This window comes from Paraburkholderia fungorum, from assembly GCF_003610895.1.
Taxonomy (GTDB): Bacteria; Pseudomonadota; Gammaproteobacteria; order Burkholderiales; family Burkholderiaceae; genus Paraburkholderia; species Paraburkholderia fungorum_B.
The window spans coordinates 66,144-93,081 of sequence record NZ_MCAS01000021.1; the positions used below are offsets into that span (position 1 = coordinate 66,144).

Genomic DNA, 26,938 nt, shown 5'->3' on the forward strand with positions numbered 1-26,938 from the left:
CTGCCGGGGACGCTGCTGGCGGCACGCACTGCGTGCGGTGCCGCGCTCTATGCTAGTCGCGTTCGGACGCGCCGGTTTACGCGAATTGACGCAGGAAACGCAGGTCGTTTTCGAAGAACAGACGCAGGTCTTGCACGCCATAACGCAACATGGTGAGCCGCTCGAGGCCGCTGCCGAAAGCAAACCCGATGTAGCGCTCAGGGTCGAGGCCCATGTTGCGGATCACCGTGGGGTGAACCTGGCCGGAACCCGAAATTTCGAGCCACTTGCCGGCGTTCTTACCCGTTTCGAACAGCATGTCGATTTCAGCCGACGGTTCGGTAAACGGAAAGTACGACGGACGGAAGCGCACCTGAATATCGTCGCGCTCGAAGAATTTCTTAAGGAAGTCAGAGTAGACGCCCTTCAGGTCCGCGAAGCTGATGTTCTCGTCGATCCACAGGCCTTCAACCTGGTTGAACATCGGCGAGTGAGTGGCATCGCTGTCCACACGATACGTGCGGCCGGGCACGATCACCTTGATCGGCGGCGTGTTGGTACGCGCGTAACGCACCTGCATCGGGCTGGTGTGGGTGCGCAGCAGCAGTTGGCGGCCGTCGGCATCTTTGCCGTCGACGTAGAAGGTGTCCTGCATCGAACGCGCCGGATGGTTTTCAGGGCTGTTCAACGAGGTGAAGTTGTACCAGTCGGTTTCGATTTCGGGGCCGTCGGCCACGTCGAATCCGATCGTACGGAAAATCTGTTCGACGCGCTCCCATGTGCGCATCACCGGGTGCAGGCTGCCCGCACCGGTGCCGCGGCCAGGCAGCGTAACGTCGATGGCTTCAGCGGCGAGGCGCTGATTCAGCAACGCGTCGGCCAGAGCCTGACGGCGGGCCGTCAATGCGGCTTCCACTTGTTGCTTGACGAGGTTGATCCGTGCGCCTTCGGTCTTGCGCGTTTCGGGATCGAGCTTGCCAAGGCCCTTCAATAGCTCGGTCAACGCACCCGATTTGCCGAGAAAGCGCGCTTTCTCGTTTTCGAGGGTGGTGACGTCGGAGGCTTCTGCGAAGGCTTTTTGCGCGTCGGCGACAATCTGGTCCAGATCCATTGATCCCATCATTTCAACGTCAGTGTTCAATCGTTGCAAAACTGGTTCTACCAACAAAAACGGGGCTCGGTGAGGAGCCCCGTTTTTGTTGCAGCGTCACCGAGACTACCGGATGTTCGCTGCAACGAACCACGCAGTTTAATTGCCCAAAGCGCAATCAGGCTGCAACGGCGGCTTTCACCTGCTGAACGATCGCAGCAAAAGCAGCCTTGTCGAACACAGCCATGTCGGCCAGCACCTTGCGGTCGAGTTCGATCGAAGCCTTCTTCAGGCCGTTGATGAACACGCTGTACGTCATGTCGTGCTGACGCACCGCCGCGTTGATACGCGTGATCCACAATGCACGGAACACACGCTTCTTGTTGCGGCGATCGCGGTAGGCGTACTGGCCTGCGCGCATGACCGCCTGCTTGGCGATGCGATAGACGTTATTGCGACGGCCGCGGTAACCCTTGGCCAGCTTGATGATCTTCTTGTGACGGGCCCGTGCGGTAACCCCACGTTTTACTCGAGGCATATCTTGCTCCTATGAGTGTCGGTTAAGGGTTAAGCGAACGGCAACATTGCGCGCACGGAGTTCATATCTGCTTCATGAACTGCCGTCGAGCCGCGCAAATGGCGTTTGTTCTTGGTGGTCTTCTTGGTAAGAATGTGGCGCTTGAAGGCTTGACCGCGCTTGACGGTACCGCCCGGACGCACCACGAAGCGCTTTGCAGCACTCTTCTTGGTCTTCATCTTCGGCATGACAACTCCATTATTAGATGGATATGGGTGTGCGGTCGGCCAGATGGCCATTACCCGCCCTTCGAAACCCATTCCACTTGGTATGCAGACCACCGATACCGCCGGCAGCCGCTTTTCAGGACACAGCGCCCACTTGCGTAGGCACCGATCCGAAACCTGCTGATACCGCGCCGGACACCCGGCACAGCACCGTTCATTCTTTCACAACCGGAGCGCGCGCCACACGGCGCGCCGCCGCTCCAATCGCTTACTTCTTTTTCTTCGGCGCGAGCACCATGATCATCTGGCGCCCTTCCATCTTCGGCATCTGCTCGACCTGACCGACTTCGTCGAGGTCCGTACGCAGACGCTCGAGCATGCGCATACCGATTTCCTGGTGAGCCATTTCGCGGCCACGGAAACGCAACGTGATTTTCGTCTTGTCGCCGTCTTCGAGGAAGCGGATGAGGTTGCGCAGCTTGACGTTGTAATCGCCGTCATCGGTACCCGGGCGGAATTTGACTTCCTTGACCTGGACAACCTTCTGCTTGAGCTTGGCCTCGTGCTGCTTCTTCGCTTCCGAGTACTTGAACTTGCCGTAATCCATCAAACGGCAGACCGGCGGGACCGCTTGCGGAGCGATTTCGACCAGATCCACATCTTGCTGTTCCGACATGCGGAACGCATCAGCGAGTTTCACGATGCCGAGCGGTTCGTTCTCGACTCCGACCAGACGCACCTCGGGTGCTGTAATCTCACCGTTGATGCGGTGCGCAGACTTATCAGTAGCGATGTTACGTTTCCTCTAAAAATTAAAAAAACGAGCCGGGCTGCCAAGTGGCTCAGTTGAACGACTGCACGTCCTGACGCAGACGCTCAATGAAGGTATCGAGAGGCATCACGCCCAGATCGACACCACCACGGGCACGCACGGCTACCGTTTGGGCTTCACGCTCTTTGTCGCCGACCACGAGCAGGTACGGCACCTTTTCTAGCGTGTGCTCGCGTATTTTATAGCTAATCTTCTCGTTGCGCAAATCGGCCTCTACTCTAACCCCTTGTTTTTGCAACGATTGGGCTAGAGACTGCGCATATTCGGCCTGACTTTCCGCGATATTCATCACCACAACCTGCATCGGCGCAAGCCATGACGGCATTGCACCAGCATGGTGCTCGATCAGAATGCCGAGAAAACGTTCCATTGATCCGACGATTGCCCGGTGCAGCATGATCGGGCGGCGGCGGCTATTGTCTTCGGCGACGTATTCAGCGCCGAGGCGCTCCGGCAGCACCATATCGAGCTGCAACGTGCCGCATTGCCACGAGCGGCCAAGCGCGTCCTTGATGTGGTACTCGACCTTCGGGCCGTAGAACGCGCCCTCGCCCGGCAACTCTTCCCACGTCACGCCGCAGGCCGTCAGCGCCTCGCGCAGGCCCTGCTCCGCACGATCCCACGTCTCGTCCGTGCCGGCGCGCGCATCCGGGCGCAGCGACAGCTTGATCTCGACACGGTCGAAGCCGAAGTCCTTGTAGACGCTCATTGCCAGCGTGTTGAACGCGATCGACTCGCTGATGAACTGGTCTTCGGTACAGAAAATGTGGGCGTCGTCCTGCACGAAACCGCGCACGCGCATCAGGCCATGCAGCGCGCCCGACGATTCATTGCGGTGGCATGAGCCGAATTCCGCGTATCGCAGCGGCAGATCGCGATACGAACGCAGACCGTGGTTGAACACCTGCACATGACCCGGGCAATTCATCGGCTTGATCGCGTAGTCGCGCTTTTCCGACTCGGTCGTGAACATGTTTTCACGATAGTTCTGCCAGTGACCCGATGCCTCCCAGAGCGAGCGGTCCATGATCATCGGCGTCTTGATTTCGAGGTAGCCGGCGTCATTCACGCGGCGGCGCATGTACTGCTCGACCTGCTGCCACAGCGTCCAGCCACGCGGATGCCAGAACACCATGCCCGGCGACTCGTCCTGCATATGGAACAGATCGAGTTGCTTGCCGAGCTTGCGGTGATCGCGCTTTTCCGCCTCTTCCAGCATGTGCAGATACGCGTCCTGGTCTTCCTTCTTCGTCCAGGCCGTGCCGTAGATACGCTGCAACTGCTCGTTCTTCGAGTCGCCGCGCCAGTAAGCACCGGCCAGCTTCATCAGCTTGAAGACCTTCAGCTTGCCGGTGGACGGCACGTGCGGGCCCCGGCACAGATCGGTGAAGCCACCGTGCGAGTAGAGCTTGATTTCGTCGGTAGCCGGAATCGATTCGATGATTTCGGCCTTGTACTTTTCGCCAATACTCTTGAAGTAGTCCACCGCTTCGTCGCGCGATACCACGCGACGCGAGACCGGCTCGTCTTTCTTCGCGAGTTCCTGCATGCGCTTTTCGATCTTCTCGAGATCTTCAGGCGTGAACGGGCGGCTGTAGGAAAAGTCGTAGTAAAAGCCGTTGTCGATAACCGGGCCGATCGTGACCTGCGCTTCCGGGAACAGGCTCTTCACTGCGTACGCGAGCAAGTGCGCCGTGGAATGGCGAATGATATCGAGGCCGTCTGCGTCTTTCTCGGTGACGATGGCAAGCGCCACGTCGTGATCGATCAGCGTGGAAGTGTCGACGAGTTCACCGTCAATCTTGCCGCCGAGCGCGGCCTTCGCGAGGCCGGGGCCGATGGACGCGGCCACTTCGGCGACGGTCACCGGATGCTCGTACTGTCGAACAGAACCGTCAGGCAGACGTATCGAAACCATTGTGTTCTCCGTGGTGCCGACCGGCGGCGGCATATACAACCAGGTCAAAAAAGCCAAAAAAAATGCGGCCCCGCTTTCGAGGGGCCGCATTCACATTTTCTGCAAACTACATTGGCGAAAGTGGTCCTCGACTAGCGTCGCTCCGAAGTGGTTTCGGTCAACGTTCGCGGTGCCATAACCGTATTTGCCTTTTGCGCCGAAGCGCCTACTGCAGTTTGCGAAACCCCGGTAAAACCGGAATTTCTCTTTCGTTGGTAGGCTCGATTGGACTCGAACCAACGACCCCCACCATGTCAAGGTGGTGCTCTAACCAGCTGAGCTACGAGCCTGAAGAAACGAGATTATATGGAGCGCCACACTGCTTGGCAAGTACTTTTATGCATCGACTTTAAATTTCTACTCACACGCTCCGGCGCATCCAATGGACGCCTGCCGCCAACCCGCCGGCGCGCCCAAATCTCAATTCTTGCGTGAAGCGCGCATCACGCCGGTCACTTCGCCGAGCAGCGCGCACGCACGTTGAATCTGCGCCGCGCTCGATACCTCGACGGTGAATTGCATGAATGCAGCGTTACGGCGCGATTGTGTTTTCACGCCGATTACGTTCATTTTCTCGCGCGCGAAAACTTCGGAAATATCGCGCAGCAAGCCTTGCCGATCCGTCGCCTCGATGCTGAGGTCGACAGGATAGACCGATTGCCCGCGGCCGCTCATGACATCGGCCGACCATGCGGTTTGCAACACGCGCTCCGGCGCGCGATCGGCCATGCGCAGGAAGGTCGGGCAATCGCTGCGGTGAACCGACATGCCCTTGCCGCGCGTAACGAAGCCGCTGATCTCGTCAGGCGGTGCGGGACGGCAACAGCGTGCGAGCTGCGTGAGCAGCGCGTCGACGCCGACCACCAGCACACCCGTGGACGCCCCACGGGCAACGCTCGCACCGCTACTGCGTTTCTCGAACTGTTCCGGCGCCTCGACGACAGGCTCCGGCGGCGGCGCGTCGTGCAGCGCCTGCTCGACGAGCCGCAGACTGAATTCTTCCTTGCCGACCACCGAGAACAGATCGTCGGTGGTTTTGAAGCCGAGCTTGGCGGCGAGCTGATCGAGATTGACCGAGGTCTTGCCCTCGCGTTGCAGGGTCTTTTCGACCATCGCACGGCCGCTTGCGATGTGCTCCTGCACTTCGACCGCGTTGAACCACGCGCGCACTTTCTGACGCGCCCGATGGCTCTGCAGATATCCGAGTTGCGGGTTGAGCCAGTCACGCGACGGGCCGCCCTCTTTCACCGCGACGATCTCGACCGTCTGACCGTTCTGCAACTGCGTGTTGAGCGGCACCATGGCACCGTCGACACGCGCGCCGCGGCAGCGATGACCCAGTTCGCTATGCAGGTGATACGCGAAGTCCACCGGTGTCGCACCGTGCGGCAACGGAATCACGCGCGCTTGCGGTGTCAGCACGTAGATGTGGTCGTCGTCGAGCGTGGCCTGACGCAGTTGCTCCCATGGCTGCGCGGCGCGCTTCTCGCCGTGTTCGCCTTCTGACACTTCGTCTTTCCACGCGAGCAACTGCCGCAACCAGGCGATCTTCTCGTCGTACTTCTCATTGGCGCTGAACTGGCCGCCATAACCGCGGGCGCCCGCTTCCTTGTAGCGCCAGTGTGCCGCCACACCGTACTCGGCGAACTGATGCATTTCCTGCGTGCGGATCTGCACTTCGAACGCGCGGCCGTCGTCGCCGATCACCACCGTGTGCAGCGATTTATAGCCATTCGGCTTCGGCCGCGAAATGTAGTCGTCGAACTCTTTCGGCACGGGCTGCCACAGGTTGTGCACGATGCCGAGCACCGTGTAGCAATCCTTGATGTCCGGCACAATCACGCGAAACGCGCGCACATCGTACAGTTCGGCAAAGTCCAGCTCCTTGCCGCGCATCTTGCGCCAGATGCTGTAGATATGTTTGGGCCGGCCACTGACTTCGGCCTCTACGTTCGCCGCGGCCAACTCCTGCTGCAGCCGCTCGATCGCCTGCGCAACATAACTCTCGCGCTCGACGCGCTTTTCGTCGAGCAGCCTGGCGATGCGCTTGTAGGTGACCGGTTCTTCGAAACGGAACGCGAGATCCTCGAGTTCCCATTTCAGTTGCCAGATACCCAGACGATTGGCGAGCGGCGCGTAAATATCGAGCGTCTCACGCGCGACGTCAGGCGACGGCGTGAGTTTCGCCGCCGCGTAATAGCGCAGCGATTGCACACGCGACGCAAGCCGTATCAACACGACGCGGATGTCCTGCGCGAACGCGAGCAGCATCTTGCGCAGCGCCTCGACCTGCGTGCGGCGCGCGGCCTGCGCATCGCGCCCGGCTTCCGGCATCGCATTTTGCGCGGCGCGCAAGCTCACCGTACCGAGGCGCAACAACTTGCGCACGTCGCCAACCAGCTGCGCGACTTCTTCCCCGAAGTTATCGGCGATCACGCGCTCCGGGTCCTGCAGATGCGGCGTCAGCGCGAACAGGGCCGCCGCCAGCACAGCAGGCGGATCGACGTTCAGCGTGCGCATGATCGACGCCGTACCTGCCGCGTGATCCGCCAGCAACTCGCCCGAGGAAAGCCGCACCTCGCCCGCATGTTCGCGCACGAACGCCATCGCTTCGTCGAAGGAAGGGATGGGAGTAGGCGTGCTCGTAACGATTTCGGTAGTCATGGTGCGACGGCCCACCGGGCCAGACAGATCAACGGAATTTCAACAACCACTGCGAGCCGGAGCTCGCCCCGGCTCAATCGCGCTGAGCCGCGACCACGACGATTTCGACGAGGCACTTCGGATTCGCGAGCTTCGCTTCCACGGTAGCGCGCGGCGGCGTGGCGCCTTGAGCGACCCACTCGTCCCACACTGCGTTCATGCCGGCGAAATGCACCATGTCCGAGATATAGATCTGCACGGACAACAAGTGCGACTTGTCGCTGTTCACTTCAGCCAGCAGACGGTCGATGTGGCCGAGCACTTCGCGCGTCTGGCCCGTGATGTCCTGATCCGCGTCTTCGGCGATCTGGCCTGCGAGGTACACGGTGCCGTTGTAGACGGCGGTTTCCGAGAGGCGCTTGCCGACGTGATGACGAATGACTGCCATGAAGAATCCTGAGTTTGGTTGAAAGTAGATCGAAGATGCGTTGCGCATTGCGCCCGATCAGAAGCGAAAGGACGCCACACGCAACCCTATATTATGACGCGTCAGGGGCGGGCCCGATGAAGAACTGCCTCGCGAGGTCGATCTGATCGGCCGAGAGAAACGCCGGCGCATGACCGACGCCCGCGATTTCCGCACTCGAGACGGCACGCCCGGTTTCGACCATCTTCGCAACGGTCTCGCGAGAAAGCAGATCCGATTGTTCGCCACGCACCACCAGCACTGGCCCCTGAAATGCCGCCAGCGAATGCCACAGCGCGGCCTCGCCGAGTTTGGTGGCCTCTTCGGTTATCGCCGCAAACGGCTGCGCAATCCGCGGGTCATAGCGCAGCAACCACGCGCCGTCCTGCTCGTGCAACAGCGGCGTATTGATCTCACGCCATTCGTCCGGCGTAAGCGGACCAAAGGACTGCGCGAGCAACGCGGCGTAGTCGATGCCCTGCTGGAGCGACTCGAAACGCGCGGGCTTACCGAGGTAATCGCCGATGCGCTGCACGGCCACCGGTTCCAGATGCGGACCGACGTCGTTCAACAGCATCTTGCGGATTGGCGTTTCCGGCAGGCCGGCCAGCGCAAGCCCGATGAGACCGCCCATCGAGGTCCCGAACCAGTCGACCGTTTCGACGTTCAGGCGCGCAATCAACGTGACCATGTCGGCGACGTACTGCGGCACCGCATAGAAGTTGGGGTTCGCGAGCCAGGAAGACAAGCCCCGTCCCACTACATCCGGACACACCACGCGGTAAGTGCCGGCAAATTCCGCCGCGAGACGGTCGAAATCGCGCCCCGAACGCGTCAAGCCGTGCACGCACAGCAGCACGCGCGGATTGGCCGGGTCACCCCACTCGGTATAGGCAACACGATGCAAGCCACTGGCGCTCGCGCACTGCACATAACGTTGGCGCGGCGTGGGCCGCGCGACGGCGGACGCGGAGATTTCGGTCATCTGGGTTCCTTGCAAAAGCGCTGCGGATTTGGCTTGGGCACAGCAGGGATCAACAAGCGTCCAATCTTCCAAAGATTGTAAACCGCTTTGCCGCACGGCAAGGATCGGCCAAACGTCATAGGACGACCCGGGACTTACACAGGCATGGAGCGCAGACATGGGGCACACACCAGGCACCAAAACAAAGCGGGCGAGACTCACGTCTCGCCCGCTTCGGGTCCTGCCTCGCCGCCACGTGCCGGTCATGGAGACCGAAACCGCCGGCGGTTCACGAAACCTCAGCTCACCGCGCTGACATCCAGCGGCGCGCCCGTCTTCGCCTTGATTTCCTCGATGCTGACGCCCGGCGCCAGTTCGGTCACTTTCAGGCCGTCTTCCGTCACTTCGATCACGCCAAGATCGGTGATGATCTGATCGACCACACCCACGCCCGTCAACGGCAACGTGCATTCTTCGAGGATCTTGTGCTGGTCGCCCTTCGCGACGTGTTCCATCAGCACGACCACGCGCTTGACGCCCGCGACCAGATCCATCGCGCCGCCCATGCCCTTGATCATCTTGCCGGGGATCATCCAGTTGGCCAGATCGCCCTTCTTGCTGATCTGCATCGCACCCAGAATCGCGAGATTAATGTGCCCGCCGCGAATCATCGCGAACGAATCCGCCGACGAGAAAATCGACGAGCCCGGCAGCGTGGTCACCGTCTGCTTGCCTGCATTGATCAGATCGGCATCCACTTCTTCTTCGGTCGGCGACGGGCCGATGCCGAGCAAGCCGTTTTCCGACTGCAGCCACACTTCGACGCCCGCCGGCACATGGTTCGCCACCAGCGTCGGCAAGCCGATGCCGAGGTTCACATAGAAACCGTCCTGCAATTCCTTCGCCGCGCGTGCGGCCATTTCGTCACGAGTCCATGCCATGATCAGCCTCCTTTCGCGCGGACGACGCGTTGTTCAATGCGTTTTTCCGGATGCGCATTGAGCACAATGCGCTGCACGAAAATACCCGGCGTGTGGATCGCGTCCGGATCGAGTTCGCCCACCTCAACGATTTCCTCGACTTCCGCGACGGTGATCTTGCCCGCCATCGCGCACATCGGGTTGAAGTTGCGCGCGGTGCGGCGATAGATCAGGTTGCCCGATTTGTCGGCCTTCCATGCCTTGACCAAGGCGACGTCGGCCGTCAGCGAATGTTCGAGCACGTAGTGGTTTTCGCCGAACTGGCGGGTTTCCTTGCCTTCGGCGATCAGCGTGCCGTAGCCGGTGTTCGTGAAGAAGGCCGGAATGCCCGAGCCGCCCGCGCGCAGCTTCTCGGCGAGCGTGCCTTGCGGCGTGAATTCCAGTTCGAGTTCGCCGGCCAGATACTGGCGCTCGAACTCCTTGTTCTCGCCCACGTACGACGAAATCATCTTCTTGACCTGGCGCGTTTCGAGCAACAGACCGAGGCCGAAACCGTCGACGCCCGCATTGTTGCTGATGCAGGTGATGCCCTGCACCTTCGAATCACGCAGCGCCGCGATCAGCGCTTCGGGAATGCCGCACAGCCCGAAACCGCCGACGGCAAACGTCTGCCCGTCCTTGACGATGTCTTTCAGCGCCTCTTCGGCGCCTGGATAGACCTTGTTCATCAGTATGTCCCTTCCTTTATGGAAACCCGAAACCGGAATTCGGATCGTTGCGACTTCGATATGACGCAGAGCGGGCAAGCGCCCGACACGTCATTCTAGTCATCCGCAGCCGGTCCTGCGCTCAGCTTGCCATACCTCGAGCAATGCCGGCCGCAGGCGCTTCGCCGCGTTGTCGTGTGTCCGAAAGAGTACGCTGGGCGCGCCATACGGCACAATACGCAAAAATACATAAGTACTTGCCGCCCGCCCATGCCCGCACTGGATTACCAAACCGCATTCCACCTTGCCCCGATCGGGCTCGTGCTGTCGCGCGAACGGATCATCGAAGACTGCAATAACGAGCTGGCGTCCATCTTCGGCTATGCGCGCGAGGCGCTGCTCGGTCAGTCGTTCCAGGTGCTGTACCCGTCGACAGACGAATTCGAGCGGATCGGCGCACGGATTACGCCCATCATGACCGCGCAAGGCAGCTATGCGGACGACCGGATCATGAAGCGGGCCAACGGAGAATTGTTCTGGTGCCACGTGACAGGCCGCGCGCAGCAACGCGCGGACGCGCATGCCGCCGGCGTGTGGACATTCGAGGATTTGAGCGCGACGCGGCGCGTGGCGGTCGAATTGACGCCGCGCGAGCGGGAAATCGCCGCGCAACTGGTAACGGGTAAAACCAGCAAGCAGATTGGGCGAGTGCTGGATATCAGTCCACGCACGGTCGATGTCTACCGCGCGCGGCTGATGCGTAAATACGATACGGGCAACGCGACCGAGCTATTGCAGCGTTTGCTCGGTCATTGAGGGGCAATCGGGACGCTTGAATCAGGCAACCTTCACCAGCGCCGCGCGCTCGATGGTTTCGCGCAGCGTATCCGGAACCGGCACCGACTTGCCGGCCGCATAGTCGATCCACACGCAGCGCGCGGCGCCACGTGCATAGACGGTGTCCGGGTCGTCGGCGCGCACGAGTTCGAAACCCGTGTCAAAGCTGCTGCGCCCTGGCGTCGCTACGGACATCCGGCCAATCACGTCGCCGGGATAGTGCAACTGCTTGAGAAACTCCATCGACGCGTTGACGATGACCGGCCCCTGCCCGTCGACGTTGCTGCCAATCAGCCCCTGTTGTTCGAACCAGGAAATCCGCACCTGCTCCATGTAACGGAAATAGACCGTGTTGTTCACATGGCCGAATGCGTCCATGTCACCCCAGCGGATCGGCATCGACATCTCAAAAACTGCGTGAAAATCGCTCATCGTACTTCTTTAACGGTTGAAACGAGGGTGAAACCGGCCAGCGAGCCGGCGAAAACATGACAAACGGGTAGATGCAGGCCGTCGTTTGGCGGACAGCCCCTGGGCTCAGGCGAGCCCGAAGCCATCGTCGGCGGCAATCACCGAGCCGTTGATGAACTGCGATTCGTCGGCGGCCAGCAGCAGCAACAGCCCGTCCAGATCCTCCGGCTTGCCCACGCGATGGCGCGGCAGCATCGACACCAGCTTCTGCCCCTGCTCGGTCGACCAGTGATGATGGTTGATCTCGGTGTCGATATAACCCGGGCAGATCGCGTTGACATTGATGCCGTGCTTGCCCCACTCCAGCGCCATGGCCTTCGTCATATGGACGACGGCGGCCTTGCTCATCGAGTACAGGCCGATCTGCGGCAGCACCCGCAGGCCCGCCATCGAGGCGATATTGATGATCCGGTATGAGGGCTTCTGCGCGCTGTTGCCGCGCATGATCATGCGTTTGGCGACTTCCTGGGCGACGAAGAAAGCGCCGCGCGTGTTCGTATCGAACACATATTCGAAGTCGGCCGGCGTGACTTCCGAAAGCTTCTGCGTAGTCGACACACCTGAGTTGTTCACCAGAATATCGATCGTGCCCGCCTCGGTTTCCGCGTGGGCAACGGCCGACTTGATGCTCTGATAATCTGTGACGTCGAGCGAAACAACATGCGCCGCGCCGCCGGCGGCCTCGATCTCGGCGCGCAATTCCTTCAGACGCTCGGTGCGGCGGCTCGCCAGCACGACCTTCGCGCCGGCCTGCGACAATACCTGAGCAAAGCGCTTCCCCAACCCGCTGGAGGCGCCGGTAATCAGCGCGACTTTGCCTTCCAGATTGATCGAACGGCCCATTGTCGTTCCCTTGTTCGGTTGTTGTTACAGACGCGGTTGACCGATGCGGCAAGACCGTCACTGCGGGTCATACCGTATCACAGAAATAGAACGATCGTGCTAATCTCTGCTCATCGGGTTGCAGTGGCGCAGACCATCGCCCACAATACGATCCCGAAAAAAGCATTCTAACGGTAAGAAGAGGAGCATCAATGACCCCCGCAAGTCTCATTGAGCAATACGGTCCACGCGAGTCGATGGAATACGACGTCGTGATCGTCGGCGGCGGCCCGGCTGGCCTGTCCGCAGCGATCCGCCTGAAGCAGCTGGCGGCTGAGAAAGGCGTCGAAATTGGCGTGTGCGTACTGGAAAAAGGCTCGGAGATCGGGGCTCATATCCTGTCGGGCGCAGTGATGGATCCGCGCGCGATCACCGAACTGATCCCCGACTGGAAGGAAAAAGGCGCGCCGCTGACGGTGGACGTGACCGAAGACAAATTCCTGTTCCTGACCGAAACCGGTTCGAAGAGCGTGCCGACCTGGGCGCTGCCGGACAACTTCAAGAACCACGGCAATTACGTGATCAGCCTCGCGAATGTCACGCGCTGGCTGGGTCAGCAGGCCGAGGCGCTGGGCGTCGAGATTTTCCCGGGCTTTCCGGCGGCCGAGATTCTGTATAACGACGACGGCTCGGTCAAAGGCGTCGCCACCGGCAATCTGGGCATCGGCAAGGATGGTGAACCGACCGAGAATTTCCAGCTCGGCATGGAGCTGCACGCGAAGTACACGCTCTTCTGCGAAGGCGCGCGTGGGCACCTCGGCCGTCAACTGAACGACAAATTCAAGCTGCGCGAAGGCGTCGATCCGCAGGTCTACGGTATCGGCATCAAGGAACTGTGGGAAATCGATCCGGCGAAGCACAAGCCCGGTCTGGTGATGCACACCGCCGGCTGGCCACTCGAAAACGACACGTACGGCGGCTCATTCCTCTATCACATGGACAACAACCAGGTGGTGGTGGGTTTCGTGGTTGGCCTCGGCTACACGAATCCGTATCTGTCGCCGTTCGAGGAATTCCAGCGCTACAAGACGCATCCGGCGATCCGGGCGATTCTGGAAGGCGGCAAGCGCGTCTCGTACGGCGCACGGGCGATTACGGCCGGCGGTCTGCTGTCGCTGCCGAAGCTGGTGTTCCCGGGTGGCGCGCTGGTCGGCGACGATGCGGGCTTCCTGAACGCATCGCGGATCAAGGGCTCGCACGCGGCGATCAAGACCGGCATGCTGGCCGCCGACGCCGCTTTTGAAGCCGTGCAGGCAGGCCGCACCAGCGATGAGCTGACGGCCTATCCGGAAAGCTTCAAGACGTCGTGGCTGCACACGGAGCTGCATCGCGCGCGCAACTTCAAGCAGTGGATGAGCAAGGGCCTGTACCTCGGCACGCTGATGGTGGGCCTTGAGCAGAAGGTGCTGGGCGGCAATGTGCCGTGGACGCTGCATCATCAGCATTCCGATCACGAGATGCTGAAACCCGCGTCGCAGTGCAAGCCGATTGTGTATCCGAAGCCCGATGGCAAGCTGACGTTCGACCGGCTCTCTTCGGTGTTCATTTCGAACACCAACCATGAAGAGAATCAGCCGGCTCACCTGACGCTGAAAGATCCTTCGGTGCCCGTGAATGTGAACTGGCAGACCTATGCCGGTCCTGAGTCACGCTACTGCCCGGCAGCGGTGTATGAGTTCGTGAAGAACGACGACGGCAGCGAGCGGCTCGTGATCAATGCGCAGAACTGCGTGCATTGCAAGACCTGCGATATCAAGGACCCGACCCAGAACATCGTGTGGGTCACGCCTGAAGGCGGCGGTGGTCCGAATTATCCGAATATGTGATTCGGTGCTGGTTTGCCGTGCGCGGAGCGTGTTGGTCAGTCCGCGCACGGCTTGCAGTCAAACGCTTCGTGCGCACAAAGACGAAGCGGCATTCACTGCAAACAGACTGTCGACGTTGCCGCAAAGCAGAGCACTCAAACGCCCCGCATCACTTCAATCCGCTCCCGCACCTTGGCCAGCACCGGCGCCCACGCGCCGATCTCAGGCTGCCTGAAAAGCTCAATCGAATCGTACCAACCCGTAGTGCGCGATTCATCGCCCCAAAACCATGCCGACACGTGATCGATCATCAAACACGTCGGCACGCCGAGCGCTCCCGCCAGATGCGCGGGCCCGCTATCGATCGTGACGACCAGATCCAGATTCACCAGCAACGCAGCGACGTCGTCGAATCCGGACTGAAAATGATGCGTCAAATCGGCAACTTCGAGACCTCGAGCGCGCCATTGCGCGACCGTCTCGCTGCGCCCAGGCGATAGCGCAAACCAGCTCACGCCGGGCACGCCCAACAGGGGGGCGAGTTGCTCGACGGGCACTGAGCGCCGCCTGTCGCGGATATGGTCGGGGTTGCCGTTCCACACCAGCCCGACTTTGAGGTTGCCTGGCTTGCCGGCCGTATGCGCATGAACCCGCTCGCGCCACGCCTGCACGCGCACGGGCTCAGCGCTCAGGTACGGCGCACCCCACCCTTGAGCATCGAAGACGCCAAGCCGCAGCGGCAAACTCATCAATCCGCAATGGAAATCAGGCCGTGTTTCAAGGCTCGTTTCGAGCGGCAAATCGGTTGGCAGCATGCGTTCGATCAGATGCCGCAAGGGTCCGTCGTGACCGAAAATCACGCGGCCGCCTTCGCGGCGCGCGCGCTCGGCCAGCGGCGGAAGAAAGCGCGCCGCCCAAAGACAGTCGCCGTTGCCTTGCTCGCCATACACGATCAGCGTTTTGCCTTCCAGCGACTCGCCCTGCCAATGCACGCTGATGGAAGCCAGCGCATGCTGGGCACTATTCGAATCGTCGCCGAATGCCATGCGGGATTCGTAATGCGCCCAACCGTCGGCGAAACGCCCCGTGCGGATTTCGAGCTCAGACAGATCGAATAGCGCATGCGCGTTATTGGGCGACAACACCAGCACTTGCCTGAGCAGGTCTTCCGCTTCGTGGAAACGCGCCTGTTCCTTGATGCACAACGCGAGCTTGTGAAGCGCCACGGGATTACCAGGTGCGACGCGAACCGCTTCGCGCAGCAGCCGCTCGGCCGTATCGAACTCATTGCGTTGTTGTACGGCGGCGGCGCGCCAGATCAGCGCATTCGCATCTTCGGCGTTCCGTTCAAGAAGCAGCGCGGCGGCGGAGTCGACGAGTGCCCAGTCGCGCACGACGAATGCCGTCTGCGCAATCGTGTGAAGCAGTGTGGGTTCGCAGGAGGGATCGAGCTGAAAGGCGCGCACGAGTGCGGCAAGCGCTTCGCGCTGGGCGGCCTTGTCGCGTTCGGCGTGCTGTAAAAGCGTTCGCCCGAACACAAGGCAATCGGCCGCGCCGGCATGCCGCGCGGCCGCCCGGGCACGCAGAGTCGCGAGTGGACTATCTGTGGGCCGCGTGTTCGTGCCGGTCATTGAGACGAGGTTGCGCGCGCAGTACGGAAACGCTCGAAGCGCGCCCTTTACGGCGCGCTAGCCGCGATCTTCGGTGTGCTGACGGCGACATCGCCGCATTGCGCGCGGTGGCGCAGCGCGTGGTCGATCAGCACCAGCGCGAGCATGGATTCGGCGATCGGCGTGGCGCGGATGCCGACGCACGGGTCATGACGCCCAAACGTTTCGACGATAGCCGGCTGCCCGGCCTTGTCGATCGAACGGCGCGGCGTGCGGATGCTCGAAGTCGGCTTGATCGCGATGGACACCGTAATGTCCTGCCCGGTCGAAATACCGCCGAGCACGCCGCCCGCATGATTGCCGACAAAGCCCTCCGGCGTCAGTTCGTCGCCATGCACCGAGCCGCGTTGCGCGACGCTCGCGAAGCCCGCGCCGATCTCGACACCCTTCACCGCATTGATGCCCATCATGGCGTGCGCGATGTCCGCATCGAGACGGTCGAATAGCGGTTCGCCAAGGCCGACCGGCACGCCGGAAGCCACGACGTTGATACGCGCGCCGATCGAATCGCCGTCTTTACGCAATGCGTCCATGTAGCTTTCGAGCTCCGGCACGATCTGCGCGTTCGGCACGAAGAACGGGTTCTCGCGCACGTGGGCCCAGTCGACAAACGGCACGTCGATCTCGCCGAGCGCCGCCATGTAACCCCGGATTTCGGTACCGAATTTCTCGCGCAGCCATTTCTTCGCTACCGCGCCGGCCGCCACGGTAGGTGCGGTCAGACGGGCCGAGGAACGGCCGCCGCCGCGATAGTCGCGAATGCCGTATTTCTGCCAGTAGGTGTAGTCGGCGTGACCGGGACGGAAGGTGTCCGCGATATTGCCGTAATCCTTGCTGCGCTGGTCCGTGTTGCGAATCAGCAGCGCAATGGGCGCGCCGGTGGTCTGGCCTTCGAACACGCCCGATAGGATCTCGACCTTGTCTTCTTCCTGACGCTGCGTGACGTGCCGCGACGTGCCCGGCTTGCGGCGGTCGAGTTCGAGCTGGATGTCAGCTTCGCCAAGCGCCATGCCCGGTGGGCAGCCATCGATCACGCAGCCGATAGCGGGGCCGTGCGATTCGCCGAAGGTCGTGACTGTGAAAAGCGTACCGAGCGTGTTGCCGGACATGGGCGTCGTCCAAAGAAATGCGGGGAAAGCACTATTATGCCAGCCTTGATGCCGCCCCGGCCGCCCCGGCAGGCCACGCCGCGCTACTTCCGCGCCCCGCGCAACTCGGTGACAATCTGCTGCAGCACCTCAGGCGACGCCTCAGCCGGGTCGATCGGCTCCCCTACCGCCAGCGTCAGCCGGCTCATGACGCCCTTCTGGATCGGCCGCGGCCAGCGCGCGTCGTTGGCGCGCGAGAACACGCTGCCCCACAGTCCACGCAGCGCCATTGGTATCACCGGCGCCGGCGTGCGGCGGATGATCTCAGTCACGCCGTGGCGGAACGGGTTCATCTCGCCGGTCTTCGTCAGCTTGCCTTCCGGGAAGATGCAGACCAGATCGCCCTCGGCAAGCGCCTCGGCGCAGCGCTCGTAGGCGCGCGCGAGCAGCGCCGGATCCTGATGGGCGGGCGCGATCGGAATCGCCTTCGCGTGGCGGAACACCCAGCCGGCGAACGGCGACTTGAAGATCTGATGGTCCATCACGAAGCGGATCGGCCGCGGGCTCTCGGCCATGATGACGATCGCATCGACGAAACTCACGTGGTTGCACACCAGAACGGCCGCGCCCTCTTCCGGAATCCGTTCGGCATGAACCAGACGGATCCGGTAGAACGTGTGCACCAGCACCCAGGCGATAAAGCGCAGCAAAAACTCGGGCACGAGCGAATAAATATACGTCGCGACGACAATATTCAGCAGCGCGGTGACGAGGAAAATCGCCGGAATGCTGAAACCCGCCGCGGTCAGCCCCATCGCCATCAAGGCCGAAACGATCATGAACAGCGAGTTCAGAATATTGTTTGCCGCGATGATGCGCGCGCGGTGGCTCGGCTGGCTGCGGCTCTGGATCAGCGCATAGAGCGGCACGCTATAGAAGCCGCCGAACATGGCCAGCAAAAACAGATCGGCCAGCACGCGCCAATGGGCGGGCCGCACGAGGAATTCGCCGACGCTCAGCAAATGCCCGGCCACCGGCAGCGCATGGCTCGCGAAGAACAGATCGATCGCGAACACGCTCATGCCGATCGAGCCAAGCGGCACGAGGCCGATTTCGATGCGCCGCTTGGAGAGCTTTTCGCACAGCAGCGAGCCGATGCCGATGCCGATCGAGAACGTGCCGAGCAGGACGGTTACGACATCCGGATCGGCGGACAACACGTTTTTCGCAAAGCTGAAAAACGAGGACAGAAAGGTGGCGCCCACGAACCACAGCCAGGAAATCCCCAGCAGGCTCAGAAACACCGTGCGGTTCTCGCGCGCGAGCTTCAGGTTGCGCCACGTCTCGCTGACCGGATTCCAGTTGATGCGCAGATCGGGCTGCGGCGCCGCCGTGACAGGCACAAAGTTCGACACCAGCCGCCCCACCAGCGCAATCGCGACACACGCGCAGGCCAGCACCACGGCGCCATGCTCGACGAAACCCGCGCCCACGCCGCCGATGATCGTGCCGACCAGGATCGCGACGAAGGTGCCCATCTCGACCATGCCGTTACCACCGACCAGTTCCGACTTCGACAGATGCTGCGGCAGGTACGAATACTTGACCGGCCCGAACACGGTCGAATGGACGCCCATCAGAAACGTGCACAGATACAGCAGCGGCGCGCTATGCAGCCAGAAACCCGCGCCCCCGATCAGCATCACGACGATTTCGAAGGTTTTGACGAAACGCGTGAGCATTGCCTTGTCGTACTTGTCTGCGATCTGACCGGAGGTCGCCGACAGCAGCACGAACGGCAGGATGAAAATCGCTGAAATCAGGAACGCGGCCGTTTTCGGATCGACACCCGAAAAGCGTGCCGCCTGATAGGTGACGAGCGACGTGAAGCCGATCTTGAACACGTTGTCGTTCATCGCGCCGAGGAACTGGGTCCAGAAAAACGGCGCGAAACGGCGCTGGCCGAGCAGGCGGAACTGCGACTCATGCGCCTCGTGAGGGCGCGCGGCACGGCGGGCAGCAGGTATTGGGCGATCGCTCATGGAGGTCGGGAACCGGCAAGAAACGGGCTAAAGGAGCAACACGGTGGAAAAGCCGGGAAAAAACCAGGAAAAGACCGGACACAAAAAAAGCGCACGTTTTCGCGCGCGCCTTGACCGCATTTTCACACTCACGGCAACGGCGCGAGCGCCGCGGTGAGTCACCAGCCACCGGGCATTAACGCGCCGGCTGCTGTTCCTGCTGTTCTTCCGGCCAGTCGCGGATATAGGCCTTGAGCATGCGATTTTCAAAGCCCTGCTCTTCGACCACCGCCTTCGCGACGTCGTAGAACGAAATCACGCCCATCAACGTGCGGCTTTCCAGCACCGGCAAATAGCGCACGTGATGCTCGAGCATCATGCGGCGAACCTCGTTGACGTCCGTTTCAGGCGTGCAGGTGAGCGGATGGTCGTCCATCAGCTTGCGGATCGTGGAGGTACCGAGGCTGCCGTGATGCTTGCTCAAGGTCAGAATGACTTCGCGAAAGGTCAGCATGCCGACGAGGTCGCCGTATTCCATCACGACCAGCGAGCCGATGTCGTGCTCGGCCATGGTATTGACTGCGTCGTGCAGCGTGGTATCCGGCGTAACCGTGAAAAGGGTGTTGCCTTTGACTTTAAGAATGTCGCTGACTCGCATGATCTGTCTCCGTGATACCCGCTAAGCTGATAGTGCCTGAATGACTTTCGATCCTAGCGGAAAGGCCCATAAAAGGAAAGCGGCCCGCCCATCAAGGCGCGACGGGGGTTTGCCGGTTCTGTGCGGCACCGTCCAAACAGCATGTATCGGGAAAACCGCGCTTGAAGCGATTCATGCCGATGATAGGATGGCCGCCACTTTCACCTTTCGCGGGGCCGTCCGTGGCCTCGCCGCCCAGGATGTCCGCCAACCGTTTCGATACGCTTGCGCTGCACGCCGGCGCAGCGCCCGACCCGACCACCGGCGCGCGCGCCACGCCGATTTACCAGACTACCTCGTTTTCGTTCCGCGACTCTGACCACGCCGCGGCGCTCTTCAACATGGAACGCGCCGGCCACGTCTATTCGCGCATCTCGAACCCCACCGTGGCCGTGTTCGAGGAACGCGTCGCCGCGCTGGAAAACGGCGCGGGCGCAATCGGCACGGCTAGTGGCCAGGCCGCGCTGCATCTGGCGATCGCCACGCTGATGGGCGCCGGCTCCCATATCGTCGCCTCCAGCGCGCTGTACGGCGGCTCGCACAACCTGCTGCACTACACGCTGCGGCGTTTCGGCATCGAGACGACTTTCGTCAAACCCGGCGATCTCGACGCCTGGCGCGCCGCGCTGCGCCCGAACACGCGCCTGCTGTTCGGCGAAACGCTCGGCAACCCGGGGCTCGACGTGCTCGATATCGCCTCCGTGGCGCAACTCGCTCACGAGCACCGCGTCCCGCTGCTGGTCGATTCGACCTTTACCACGCCCTATCTGCTCAAGCCATTCGAGCATGGCGCCGACTTCGTCTATCACTCCGCGACCAAATTCCTCGGCGGCCACGGCACGACGATCGGCGGCGTGCTGGTGGACGGCGGCACTTTCGACTTCGACGCGTCCGGCCGTTTCCCCGAATTTACCGAACCGTACGAGGGCTTCCACGGCATGGTGTTCGCCGAGGAAAGCACCGTCGCGCCGTTCCTCCTGCGCGCGCGCCGCGAGGGCTTGCGCGACTTCGGCGCATGCCTGCATCCGCAGGCCGCGTGGCAACTGCTGCAAGGCATCGAAACGCTGCCGCTACGCATGGAGCGGCACGTCGCGAATACGCGCAAGGTGGTCGAGTTCCTGTGCGCCCATCCGGCCGTCGAAGCCGTGGCTTACCCGGAGCTGCTGTCGCATCCGGACCATGCGCTCGCGAAGCGTCTGCTGCCGCGCGGCGCGGGTGCCGTGTTCAGCTTCAATCTGCGCGGCGATCGCGCCGCCGGACGCAGCTTCATCGAAGCGCTTTCGCTGTTCTCGCATCTCGCGAACGTCGGCGACGCGCGCTCGCTCGTCATCCATCCCGCCTCGACGACGCACTTTCGCATGGATGCCGCCGCGCTCGCCGCAGCCGGCATCGCGGAAGGCACGATCCGCCTGTCGATCGGTCTTGAAGACCCCGACGACCTGATCGACGACCTCAAGCGCGCACTGAAAGCCGCACAAAAATCGGCTGGGAGCGGGTCTGGAAGTGGGCCAACCGGTCCGTCCGGTACGGCAAAAACCGATCCGGCCAATTCATCCACAACTTCCTCCCCAGGCACCCAATCCGCGGCACCTGCCAACCCGGCCACGCCCCGCCCGGAGTCCGCATGATCCTCACCGTTCAAGGCAAACCTGCCTACGCATACACCGGCGGCAAACCATTCGACTCCAGCTTGCCAACCGCCGTATTCATCCACGGCGCCGAGCATGACCATAGCGTGTGGGCATTGCAAACGCGTTACTTCGCGCATCATGGCTTCAGCGTGCTGGCGGTCGATCTGCCCGGCCACTGCCGCAGCGCGGGCCCGGCGCTCGCCAGCGTGCCCGCGATGGCCGACTGGCTGGTCGCCCTGCTCGACGCCGCCGGTGTGCAGCGCGCGTTCGTGGCCGGACACAGCATGGGCTCGCTGATCGCACTCGACTTCGCCGGCCGTTATCCGGCGCGCACAACGCATCTGGCGCTGCTTGCCACCGCCGTGCCGATGGCCGTCTCCGACGCCTTGCTCGAAGCCGCCTTGCATCGCGAGCCCGATGCAATCGGCATGGTCAATCAATGGTCACACTCGACATTCGCCGCCAAGCCGTCGTGCCCAGGCCCTGGCTTCTGGCTGCACGGCATGAATCAGCGGCTGATGGAACGCGTCTCCAAGAGCGGCGAGCCGCAGTTGTTCCACACCGACTTCACCGCATGCAATAGCTATGCGGACGGCCTCGCACGCGCCGCCGAGGTACGCTGTCCGACCCGGCTGATCGCGGGCCGGCGCGATGCAATGACGCCGCCGCGCGCGGCCAAAGCGCTCGCCGACGCGCTCGCCCGAGCCGGCGTACCGGTCGACACGGTCATGCTCGAAGCCGGCCATGCCTTGATGACCGAGCAGCCCGATGCCACGCTCGACGCGTTGTTCAGTTTTGCTTCGAAGTCCTCGAAGCCGTTGCAGGCCGCTCAATAGCCGTCACGAGCCGTCACGATAAGCGCGAAGGTAGACGCGCGCCATCGGCCGAATGGCCAGGTTGCACGCATGGCCCGATAGCCGCACAATGGGTCAGGCCTGTCCTGTTTCGAGCGCGCGCCGGGCATCTCTGCGCGCGGCGAACCAACCTGGAGCGACGGGCACGGAATCGAGTAGCGTCGACATTCGGAGGCCGTGATGGCTCAAACCGCGCACACCGATCACTTCGCAAGTTTCGCGGAGTTCTACCCGTACTATCTGAGCGAGCATCGCAACACGGTGTCGCGGCGGCTGCATTTCGTGGGTTCGCTCGGCGTGATCGGCTGCCTCGCCATGGCGCTCGCCACCGGCAACTGGCTCTGGCTGCCGGCTGCGGTCATCTGCGGATATGGCTTTGCATGGGTCGGGCATTTCTTCTTCGAGAAAAACCGGCCGGCCACCTTCCGGCATCCGCTTTATAGCCTGATGGGCGATTGGGTGATGTTCAAAGACATCTGCGTGGGGAAGATTTCGCTTTAGATGGTCAGCGCTTCAGGCTGCCGGCTCATGCAGCCTGCTTATGTAGCACACTTATGCAACACGCTCATGCAGCCTGATGCGGCATTGAAGAAGCACCCTGTTCGCTTTCCTGGGCGCGCGCTGCCCGCGCAGCGGCACGCGCCGCCAGCAGCGTAGCGAGCGTCACTTTCAGCTTGTCGTTTTCCAGCGCCGCCAGAAGCATCTGCCCATCCACACGCGTGGAGTTCAGCTCAAGCTGATATTCGAGCTCGGCGCGGTCGATCACGAACAGGTCGAACAGACGCTCAACCGTGATCTGCGCCGGATTTGCCAGCAACAGGAAATGCGGCCGCGTGCCGTCTTCCTGCAAGCGCGCAATCCAGTCGATTTCCTCGAGCTTTTCCAGCAGATTGATCGTGGTGTCCATCTCACGGCGAAGCATGCGTGACAGCTCCGGCACCGTGTAGCCGCGCTTGCCCGCATCGCGCGCTTCCGAGAGCCGCGCGAGCAGTTCGAGCGAATCGAACAGATTGCTGCCCTCGAACCTCGGCCGGTGAAACTGGCCAATACGGATCGCCGGCAATGCCGATGCGATCATCGCGCCCGCCAGCGCGATGAACCAGCATAGATACATCCACAGCAGGAATAGCGGCACGGCGGCAAATGCACCGTACACCGCGGTGTAGGTCGGAATCCTGCGCACGTAGTAGCCAAAGCCGCGCTTGGCGAGTTCGAAGGCGATCGCGGCAGCAACCCCGCCGATCACCGCGTCGCGCCACTCCACCCGGCAGTTCGGCAGAAACACGTAAAGCATCGTGAAAGCGAGTGCCGTCAACGGTAACGCGGCGCTCGTCAGCGCCCAGTCGATCACGGACGGAATATGCTGCGTGCCCGTGAACGCCATGGAACGCGTGAACAGATAGGACGAAATCGACAGGCTCACCCCGATCAGAATCGGCCCCAGCGTGATGATTGCCCAGTAGACCAGAATGCGCTGCGCGAACGGCCGCGCCTTGCGCACCCGCCAGATCACGTTGAAAGCGGATTCCACCGTCATCATCGTCATGACGGCGGTGACGAACAGAAAAATCATGCCGATGGTCGTCAGGCCCTTGGCCTTCGACGCGAACTGGTTCAGGTAATTGAAAATCTGACTGTTGAGCTGAGCAGGCATCAGATGGTCGGCGAGGAAAATCTGCAGCGACATCTGAAACGAGCTGAAAATCGGAAACGCGGTGAACAGCGCGAACGCGACCGTGGCGAGAGGCACGAGCGCGAGCATGGTGGTGAACGTGAGGCTGCCGGCCACCTGCGGAATGCGATCTTCGCCGCTGCGCTTCGCGGCAAACTGCGCAAGCCGTTTGAGCTTGTCGAGATCGAAACGCACCCTGGACAGCAAACCCACCTTCTTACCTCCCGGCTTTATCAAACGGTGTTTCAGGACCGTGCCCGAGGCCTGGCCGAATGGCTATGGATGGCCTGTACAGCGGACCCAGCCCCTATAATACCCGTTCACCGATGAGGCCTATGAAAGACATTCTCGTGCTCTATTACAGCCGTCACGGCGCTACGCGCGAGCTTGCGCTGGCGATCGCGCATGGCGTCGACAGCGTCCCCGGCATGCAGGCGCGCGTGCGCACCGTACCGGCGGTTTCCACGGTCTGCGAGGCGACCCAGCCGGACATTCCCGCTGAAGGACCGCCCTACGTCGAACTGCGCGATCTCGAAGAATGCGCCGGTCTCGCGCTCGGTTCGCCCACCCGCTTCGGCAACATGGCCGCGTCGCTGAAATACTTTCTCGACGGCACCACGCCGCAGTGGCTTTCGGGTGCGCTGTCCGGCAAACCCGCTTGCGTGTTCACCTCCACCGGCAGCCTGCACGGCGGCCAGGAGTCCACGCTGCTCTCCATGATGCTGCCGCTTTTGCATCATGGCATGCTGATCGTCGGCATTCCGTACACCGAGAGTACGCTCTCCACCACGCAAACCGGCGGCAGCCCCTATGGCGCGTCGCATTTCGCACGCGCCGGCACGGCCGAACAAGGCATCTCCGCCGACGAGAAAACGCTGGCGATTGCGCTCGGCGCGCGCGTTGCCCGCACGGCGGCATCCATGAGCGAACGGCCGTGAACGCGCCGGATGCGCCGGGCGCCGCGAACGATTCGAACGATGCGAACTCCGCGATGCCCGTGAGCAGCCGCAACGCGCAATCCGCCGGTTCGTCCCCGGCGGATTGCGCAAGGAACACGCCCATGCGCCCAGCCACCATGCCCGTGCCGCAAAAACGCGCCGCCGCTTTCGGCGCCACCGCCACCCTGCTCGCGCTGATCGTCTTGTCCGTCGCCTGGGAATGGTGGCTCGCGCCCCTGCGTCCCGGCGGCTCGGCACTCGTGCTCAAAGCCGTACCGCTCCTGCTCGCCCTGCCCGGCGTATGGCGGCACCGGCTTTACACGTTGCAATGGGCGTCGATGTTGATTCTGCTGTATTTCGCCGAAGGCATTGTGCGCGGCTGGAGCGACCACGGCCTGAGCGCCCGCCTCGGCTGGCTCGAAACCGCCCTCTCGCTGGCTTTCTTTGTCTGCACACTCGCGTATGTCGCGCCGTTCAAGCGCGCTGCAAAACGGGCAGCGCGGCAAACCGCAATGGCAAACGCACCGCAGAACGCTGAACAGGCCGGGGACAGCACGCGATGAGAACAGCACGTCTCGCGTCACCGCCCGCGTAACCGATCCGCCGAACACCCTGACCGACCAATATGACCCAAGCCGCTTTCCTCACTGCCTGCCGCGACGCCATCGGCGCGTCCCAGGTGCTGACCGATCCGCACGACACCGCCCCCTACCTCACCGACTGGCGCCGCCGTTACACCGGCGCGGCCTGCGCGGTGCTCTGTCCGGCCACCCCTGACGAAGTCGCCGCGCTCGTCAAACTCGCCGTCGAGCATCGCATCGCGCTGGTGCCGCAAGGCGGCAACACCGGTCTGGCCGGTGGCGCCACGCCGGATGCAAGCGGCGCGCAAGCGGTCATCAGTCTGCGGCGCCTGAACCGTGTGCGCGACATCGATCCGCACAACAACACGATCACCGTCGAAGCGGGCGTCATTCTCGCCGAGGTGCAGAAGCACGCCGACGAGGCCGGCCGCCTGTTCCCCCTCAGCCTCGCGGCCGAGGGCAGTTGCACGATCGGCGGCAATCTCGCCACCAATGCCGGCGGCACCGGCGTACTGCGCTACGGCAACACGCGCGAACTCTGTCTCGGCCTCGAAGTCGTCACGCCGCAAGGCGAACTCTGGGACGGCCTGCGCGGACTGCGCAAGGACAACACCGGCTACGACCTGCGCGATCTGTTCATCGGCGCGGAAGGCACGCTTGGCATCATCACCGCCGCCGTGCTCAAGCTGCATCCGCAACCGGCCGCGCGCGTCACGGCGCTCGCCGCGCTCGCGTCGCCGCATGCGGCGCTCGATTTCCTGTCGCTCACGCAACGTGTCGCGGGGCCGCTTCTGACCGGCTTCGAATTGATGTCGGATTTCTGCCTGCGGCTGGTGGGCCGGCATTTCGAACAGATGCGCTATCCGTTTGCCGAAGCGCATGCTCAGGTCGTACTGCTGGAACTGTCGGACAGCGAGAACGAGGCGCACGCACGCGCCCTGTTCGAGCGCCTGATGGAAACCGCGCTCGAAGAAGGTCTGGTCGAAGACGCGGTGGTCGCGGAAAACCTCGCGCAGTCGCGGGCATTCTGGAATCTGCGCGAACACATCCCGCTCGCCCAGGCTGAGGAAGGCCTGAACATCAAGCACGATATCGCCGTGCCGATTTCGCGCATTGGCCATTTCATCGAGGAAACCGACGCGGCAATCGCGCAGGCCGTGCCCGGTGTGCGAATGGTCACGTTCGGCCATCTCGGCGACGGCAACCTGCACTACAACGTCCAAGCGCCCGAAGGCGTGGACGCGAAGGCGTTCCTCAAGACGTGGCAAGGTCCGATCAATCAGCTCGTCTACGACAGCGTGCATCGGCATCGTGGCAGCATCAGCGCGGAACACGGCCTCGGCCAGCTGAAGATCGACGAGGCAATGCACTACAAACAGGACGTCGAGGTGCAATTGATGCGCGCCGTCAAACATGCGCTCGATCCGTTGAACCTGATGAACCCGGGCAAGGTGCTACGCTAGGGTTTAAAGGCCGCGCCGTTTTGTGC

The 26,938-nt window shown here is 62.3% G+C and carries 25 protein-coding genes and 1 tRNA gene; 8 read left to right on the forward strand and 18 right to left on the reverse strand.

Annotated features, from left to right (window positions below; genetic code table 11):
* Nucleotides 1-76: 76 nt before the first annotated feature.
* From pheS to BCY88_RS20240, 11 genes are all read right to left on the reverse strand, one after another.
* On the reverse strand, nt 77-1,090 hold the full coding sequence (pheS, locus tag BCY88_RS20185) for a phenylalanine--tRNA ligase subunit alpha (protein WP_028200200.1): 1,014 nt from the start codon (nt 1,088-1,090) through the stop codon (nt 77-79).
* 157 nt (nt 1,091-1,247) lie between these two features.
* Nucleotides 1,248-1,607 carry a 50S ribosomal protein L20 gene (gene rplT, locus BCY88_RS20190; protein ID WP_006052502.1) on the reverse strand — a complete coding sequence of 120 codons (360 nt, stop codon included), beginning with the start codon at nt 1,605-1,607 and terminating at the stop codon, nt 1,248-1,250.
* 29 nt (nt 1,608-1,636) lie between these two features.
* Complete coding sequence (gene rpmI, locus BCY88_RS20195) at nt 1,637-1,834, reverse strand: 50S ribosomal protein L35 (RefSeq protein WP_028200199.1); 198 nt, start codon at nt 1,832-1,834, stop codon at nt 1,637-1,639.
* Nucleotides 1,835-2,081: 247 nt separating this feature from the next.
* On the reverse strand, nt 2,082-2,606 hold the full coding sequence (gene infC, locus BCY88_RS20200) for a translation initiation factor IF-3 (RefSeq protein ID WP_084585254.1): 525 nt from the start codon (nt 2,604-2,606) through the stop codon (nt 2,082-2,084).
* A 49-nt stretch (nt 2,607-2,655) separates the two neighbouring features.
* Nucleotides 2,656-4,563 (reverse strand): threonine--tRNA ligase, encoded by a 1,908-nt coding sequence (thrS, locus tag BCY88_RS20205; protein ID WP_120345973.1) that lies wholly within the window; start codon nt 4,561-4,563, stop codon nt 2,656-2,658.
* Between the two features lie 252 nt (nt 4,564-4,815).
* Nucleotides 4,816-4,892: transfer RNA gene (locus BCY88_RS20215), tRNA-Val, on the reverse strand.
* A 130-nt stretch (nt 4,893-5,022) separates the two neighbouring features.
* A complete protein-coding gene (locus tag BCY88_RS20220) occupies nt 5,023-7,266 on the reverse strand; it encodes a RelA/SpoT family protein (protein WP_120345974.1) in 2,244 nt (747 codons plus the stop codon).
* A 73-nt stretch (nt 7,267-7,339) separates the two neighbouring features.
* The gene (locus tag BCY88_RS20225) at nt 7,340-7,693 is read right to left on the reverse strand and encodes a RidA family protein (RefSeq protein WP_120345975.1); all 354 of its coding nucleotides are present in this window, start codon (nt 7,691-7,693) and stop codon (nt 7,340-7,342) included.
* A gap of 91 nt (nt 7,694-7,784) precedes the next feature.
* Complete coding sequence (locus tag BCY88_RS20230) at nt 7,785-8,696, reverse strand: alpha/beta fold hydrolase (protein ID WP_120345976.1); 912 nt, start codon at nt 8,694-8,696, stop codon at nt 7,785-7,787.
* Between the two features lie 278 nt (nt 8,697-8,974).
* Nucleotides 8,975-9,616, reverse strand: coding sequence for a CoA transferase subunit B (locus tag BCY88_RS20235; RefSeq protein WP_120345977.1), 642 nt, complete (start codon nt 9,614-9,616; stop codon nt 8,975-8,977).
* 2 nt (nt 9,617-9,618) lie between these two features.
* Nucleotides 9,619-10,323, reverse strand: a complete 705-nt coding sequence (locus BCY88_RS20240) for a CoA transferase subunit A (protein WP_120345978.1) — start codon at nt 10,321-10,323, stop codon at nt 9,619-9,621.
* 249 nt (nt 10,324-10,572) lie between these two features.
* Between BCY88_RS20240 and BCY88_RS20245 the strand changes: the two genes are divergently transcribed.
* A complete protein-coding gene (locus BCY88_RS20245) occupies nt 10,573-11,118 on the forward strand; it encodes a LuxR C-terminal-related transcriptional regulator (protein WP_120345979.1) in 546 nt (181 codons plus the stop codon).
* A gap of 21 nt (nt 11,119-11,139) precedes the next feature.
* Here the strand turns inward: BCY88_RS20245 and BCY88_RS20250 are convergent, their stop codons facing one another.
* Both BCY88_RS20250 and BCY88_RS20255 read right to left on the reverse strand, forming a co-directional pair.
* Complete coding sequence (locus tag BCY88_RS20250; protein ID WP_120345980.1) at nt 11,140-11,571, reverse strand: acyl-CoA thioesterase; 432 nt, start codon at nt 11,569-11,571, stop codon at nt 11,140-11,142.
* Between the two features lie 105 nt (nt 11,572-11,676).
* Nucleotides 11,677-12,453 (reverse strand): SDR family oxidoreductase, encoded by a 777-nt coding sequence (locus BCY88_RS20255; protein ID WP_030101420.1) that lies wholly within the window; start codon nt 12,451-12,453, stop codon nt 11,677-11,679.
* A 191-nt stretch (nt 12,454-12,644) separates the two neighbouring features.
* Here BCY88_RS20255 and BCY88_RS20260 point away from each other — a divergent pair, with 191 nt between their 5' ends.
* Complete coding sequence (locus tag BCY88_RS20260; RefSeq protein ID WP_120345981.1) at nt 12,645-14,318, forward strand: electron transfer flavoprotein-ubiquinone oxidoreductase; 1,674 nt, start codon at nt 12,645-12,647, stop codon at nt 14,316-14,318.
* Nucleotides 14,319-14,452: 134 nt separating this feature from the next.
* Here BCY88_RS20260 and BCY88_RS20265 read toward each other — a convergent pair whose 3' ends face one another.
* The 4 genes from BCY88_RS20265 to BCY88_RS20280 all read right to left on the reverse strand — a co-directional run bounded on the left by BCY88_RS20265 (nt 14,453) and on the right by BCY88_RS20280 (nt 19,734).
* Nucleotides 14,453-15,928, reverse strand: a complete 1,476-nt coding sequence (locus BCY88_RS20265) for a glycosyltransferase family 9 protein (protein WP_120345982.1) — start codon at nt 15,926-15,928, stop codon at nt 14,453-14,455.
* A 47-nt stretch (nt 15,929-15,975) separates the two neighbouring features.
* Nucleotides 15,976-17,076 (reverse strand): chorismate synthase, encoded by a 1,101-nt coding sequence (gene aroC, locus BCY88_RS20270; protein ID WP_120345983.1) that lies wholly within the window; start codon nt 17,074-17,076, stop codon nt 15,976-15,978.
* Nucleotides 17,077-17,159: 83 nt separating this feature from the next.
* Nucleotides 17,160-19,097 carry an MFS transporter gene (locus BCY88_RS20275; protein ID WP_120345984.1) on the reverse strand — a complete coding sequence of 646 codons (1,938 nt, stop codon included), beginning with the start codon at nt 19,095-19,097 and terminating at the stop codon, nt 17,160-17,162.
* Nucleotides 19,098-19,272: 175 nt separating this feature from the next.
* Nucleotides 19,273-19,734 (reverse strand): CBS domain-containing protein, encoded by a 462-nt coding sequence (locus BCY88_RS20280; protein WP_120345985.1) that lies wholly within the window; start codon nt 19,732-19,734, stop codon nt 19,273-19,275.
* Nucleotides 19,735-19,973: 239 nt separating this feature from the next.
* Between BCY88_RS20280 and BCY88_RS20285 the strand changes: the two genes are divergently transcribed.
* From BCY88_RS20285 to BCY88_RS20295, 3 genes are all read left to right on the forward strand, one after another.
* A complete protein-coding gene (locus BCY88_RS20285; RefSeq protein ID WP_120345986.1) occupies nt 19,974-21,401 on the forward strand; it encodes an O-acetylhomoserine aminocarboxypropyltransferase in 1,428 nt (475 codons plus the stop codon).
* Entirely contained in the window at nt 21,398-22,240 is an 843-nt protein-coding gene (locus tag BCY88_RS20290) for an alpha/beta fold hydrolase (protein ID WP_120345987.1), read from the forward strand. Before BCY88_RS20285 ends, BCY88_RS20290 begins: the two co-directional genes overlap by 4 nt.
* Nucleotides 22,241-22,438: 198 nt before the next feature.
* Nucleotides 22,439-22,759 (forward strand): Mpo1-like protein, encoded by a 321-nt coding sequence (locus BCY88_RS20295; RefSeq protein WP_028200181.1) that lies wholly within the window; start codon nt 22,439-22,441, stop codon nt 22,757-22,759.
* 64 nt (nt 22,760-22,823) lie between these two features.
* Here BCY88_RS20295 and BCY88_RS20300 read toward each other — a convergent pair whose 3' ends face one another.
* Complete coding sequence (locus tag BCY88_RS20300) at nt 22,824-24,137, reverse strand: YihY family inner membrane protein (protein WP_183081410.1); 1,314 nt, start codon at nt 24,135-24,137, stop codon at nt 22,824-22,826.
* Nucleotides 24,138-24,265: 128 nt separating this feature from the next.
* Here BCY88_RS20300 and wrbA point away from each other — a divergent pair, with 128 nt between their 5' ends.
* The 3 genes from wrbA (at nt 24,266) to BCY88_RS20315 (ending at nt 26,912) form a co-directional block, all read left to right on the forward strand.
* Nucleotides 24,266-24,868 (forward strand): NAD(P)H:quinone oxidoreductase, encoded by a 603-nt coding sequence (gene wrbA, locus BCY88_RS20305; protein ID WP_120345988.1) that lies wholly within the window; start codon nt 24,266-24,268, stop codon nt 24,866-24,868.
* Nucleotides 24,869-24,990: 122 nt separating this feature from the next.
* Nucleotides 24,991-25,431, forward strand: coding sequence for a DUF2069 domain-containing protein (locus tag BCY88_RS20310; RefSeq protein WP_259461460.1), 441 nt, complete (start codon nt 24,991-24,993; stop codon nt 25,429-25,431).
* A gap of 62 nt (nt 25,432-25,493) precedes the next feature.
* Nucleotides 25,494-26,912 (forward strand): FAD-binding oxidoreductase, encoded by a 1,419-nt coding sequence (locus BCY88_RS20315; protein ID WP_120345989.1) that lies wholly within the window; start codon nt 25,494-25,496, stop codon nt 26,910-26,912.
* Nucleotides 26,913-26,938: the final 26 nt, after the last annotated feature.